This is a genomic window from Mesorhizobium sp. M5C.F.Ca.IN.020.29.1.1 (assembly GCF_003997375.1).
GTDB classification, from domain to species: domain Bacteria; phylum Pseudomonadota; class Alphaproteobacteria; order Rhizobiales; family Rhizobiaceae; genus Mesorhizobium; species Mesorhizobium wenxiniae.
In genome coordinates this window covers 1-2814 of the sequence record NZ_RZSW01000662.1, presented here as the reverse complement: position 1 = coordinate 2814, position 2814 = coordinate 1, and the positions used below count along the sequence as shown (strand labels likewise).

At 64.2% G+C, this 2814-nt stretch carries 2 protein-coding genes; one reads left to right on the top strand and one right to left on the bottom strand.

Translation table 11 applies throughout. The features are described 5' to 3' along the window. A partial coding sequence (gene ade / locus EOA85_RS31710) for an adenine deaminase (protein ID WP_127212360.1) occupies positions 1 to 1703 on the top strand: 1703 nt, incomplete at its 5' end. 27 nt (positions 1704 to 1730) lie between these two features. Here ade and EOA85_RS31705 read toward each other — a convergent pair. Beyond that, positions 1731 to 2814: alpha/beta hydrolase (locus EOA85_RS31705; RefSeq protein WP_245486193.1), on the bottom strand; the 1084-nt coding region annotated here is incomplete at its 5' end.

Below are 2814 nucleotides of genomic sequence, written 5' to 3'. Positions count from 1 at the left end.
GGCGCTGGGTCAACGTTCACTCCGGCGAGATCATCGCCGGCACCGACATTGCCATTGCCGGCGGCCGCTTCGCCTATTGCGGACCGAATGCCGGCCACGCCATCGGGCAGGGCACCAAGGTGGTCGACGCCGGCGGACGCTATCTGGTGCCGGGTCTCTGCGACGCGCATATGCATGTCGAGAGCGGCATGGTGACGGTGACGGAGTTCTGCCGCGCGGTCATCCCGCATGGCACCACCTCGATGTTCATCGATCCGCACGAGATCGCCAATGTGCTCGGCCTGCCGGGTGTGCGGCTGATGCATGACGAGGCCGTCGCCATGCCGATCAACGTGTTAGTGCAGATGCCGTCCTGCGTGCCCTCCGCACCTGGGCTGGAGCATGCCGGCGCCGAGCTGACGGTCGCCGATGTCGCCGAGGCGATGGCGTGGGAAAACATCATCGGACTTGGCGAGGTGATGAATTTTCCCGGTGTCGCGGCCAACGATTCGGTGATGTCGGGCGAGATCGCCGCGACGGTGAGGGCGGGCAAGACGGTTGGCGGCCATTACGCCTCGCGCGATCTCGGCCTCCCGTTCCATGGCTATGTCGCCGGCGGCCCCGAGGACGACCACGAAGGCACGCGCGCCGAGGACGCCATCGCCCGCGTCCGCCAGGGCATGAGGGCGATGCTGAGGCTGGGTTCGGCCTGGTACGACGTCGCCTCGCAGATCAAAGCGGTGACGGAGAGCGGGCTCGATCCGCGCAATTTCATCCTGTGCACCGACGACAGCCATTCCGGCACGCTTGTCCATGAAGGCCACATGGACCGGGTGGTCAGGCACGCCATCAGCCAGGGGTTGAAGCCGGTGACCGCGATCCAGATGGCGACGCTCAACACCGCCCAGCATTTCAGGCTGGAGCGCGAGTTGGGTTCGATCGCCCCGGGGCGACTCGCCGATCTGCTGATCGTCTCCGATCTGGCCGCAATGACTATCGACGAGGTCTATGGCCGCGGCGTCAGGCTGGCCAAGGGCGGCAAGCTCGAAATCGACATTCCGGCCTATGACTATCCGAAGACGTCGAAGAACACCGTCAAGCTCGGCAGGAAGCTCAAGTCAGGGGATTTCGACATCGTGGCGCCTATCGGCGCCAACGAGGTGCGGGTGCGGGTCATCGGTGTGATCGAGAACCAGGCGCCGACGCGCGCGCTCGAGGCCGATCTTCCGGTGGAGGACGGTCTGGTCGCCATGGACCGTCGCAACGACGTCTGCCAGATCGCGCTGGTCGAACGCCACAAGGGCACGGGCGGCGTCACTAATGCCTTCGTCTCCGGCTTCGGCTATATGGGCGACTGCGCCATAGCCTCCAGCGTGGCGCATGATGCGCACCACATCATCGTCGTCGGCACCAGCAAGCAGGACATGGCACTGGCCGTCAACCGGCTGGGCGAGGTCGGTGGCGGCGTCGTGCTGTTCTCCAAGGGCAAGGAACTGGCGCTGGTCGAAATGCCGATTGCCGGGCTGATGTCGGACGAGCGCGCCGAAATCGTCGCGGCCAAGGCCGACAAGCTGACCGAGGCGATGCGCCAGATGGGCTGTTCGCTGAACAACGCCTACATGCAGCACTCGCTGCTGGCGCTGGTCGTCATCCCGGAACTGAGGATTTCCGATGTCGGCCTGATTGACGTGACGACGTTCCAAAAGGTCGACCTGTTCGTCTGACAACGACCAAGGGCGAGCCCAAATTGCTCATCCGCCGGTGGCGATGGTCAGCACCCTGAATGGCGTGGTGATGACGATCTCGGCAACCGAGCCGACGGCCTTGCCGATGCCCTGGCCGAGATTGTCGATCGGCTGCGCCGGGTTGGCTTCCTCCGATGCCAGGCCGGCCGGGGCGCGCAGCCGGTCGCCGAGCAACTGCACCAGGAACGGGTTGTCGGCGAATTTGGCGTGGTTCAGACGGTCGCCGCCCTTTGTCTTGGTCAGGTCGATCACCGACACGCCGTAGCTGGCGAGGTCGGCCGCGTCGCCATAGTCGCCGACGCGCGGCTTGTCGCCGGAGATCAAGGAGGAGAGTCTGAGGGCGCGATCGTCGCCCGAAAGCAGGATGGCGAAAGGCTTGTCGGGCTTGCCGTAGCGGATCATCTGCTTCTTGAACACATCGACATCGATGTCGGGCGAGGCCAGGATGACGTAGCCGAGCTTGTCGCTGAGATTGCGGTCGCCGGTGATGGCAAGCTGGCGCAACGCCTCCATTGTCACCCAGGTGCCCATCGAATGGGCGATAATGTCGATGCTCTTGGCCTTCGTCTTGGCCAGCATACGCAGCGTCTCTTCGAGATCGTCGCGCGCAGCGTTGGCGCTTTCCTTGTCGTAGATATAGCCCGTGGTTTTGCCGCTCGACGCCCATGAGAACAGCACCGGCGTGCCGGGATATTTCGTGTCGTGCGCAATCTGCGTCAGCCGATAGATGCCGTCGTCGAAACCGTTGTTGAAGCCGTGCACGAAGACCAGCGCGCGGTCGCCGCGCATGGCGATGTCGGCGCCGACCGCCTTGGCGAATTGCGGGGCGCCTTCGTAGAATTCGACCTCCGTTGCCGTGAAATCCTTCGCCGGATTGCTGTTGGCGGAGCTCCTGACCCGCTCGATGGCGCCGACCTGATGGACCTTCGGAACGGTGACCTCGACACTGGCAAAACTGGTGGTCGGTGAACGGTCACCGTCGAACACCTGCCGCGGATCTTTCGTTGCCTTTTTCCGGGTGGTGGCGACGAATATCTCATGCGTGGCTGCGATGTCGGAGGCAGGCACTGTGACAGCCGTCGTGTTGAGA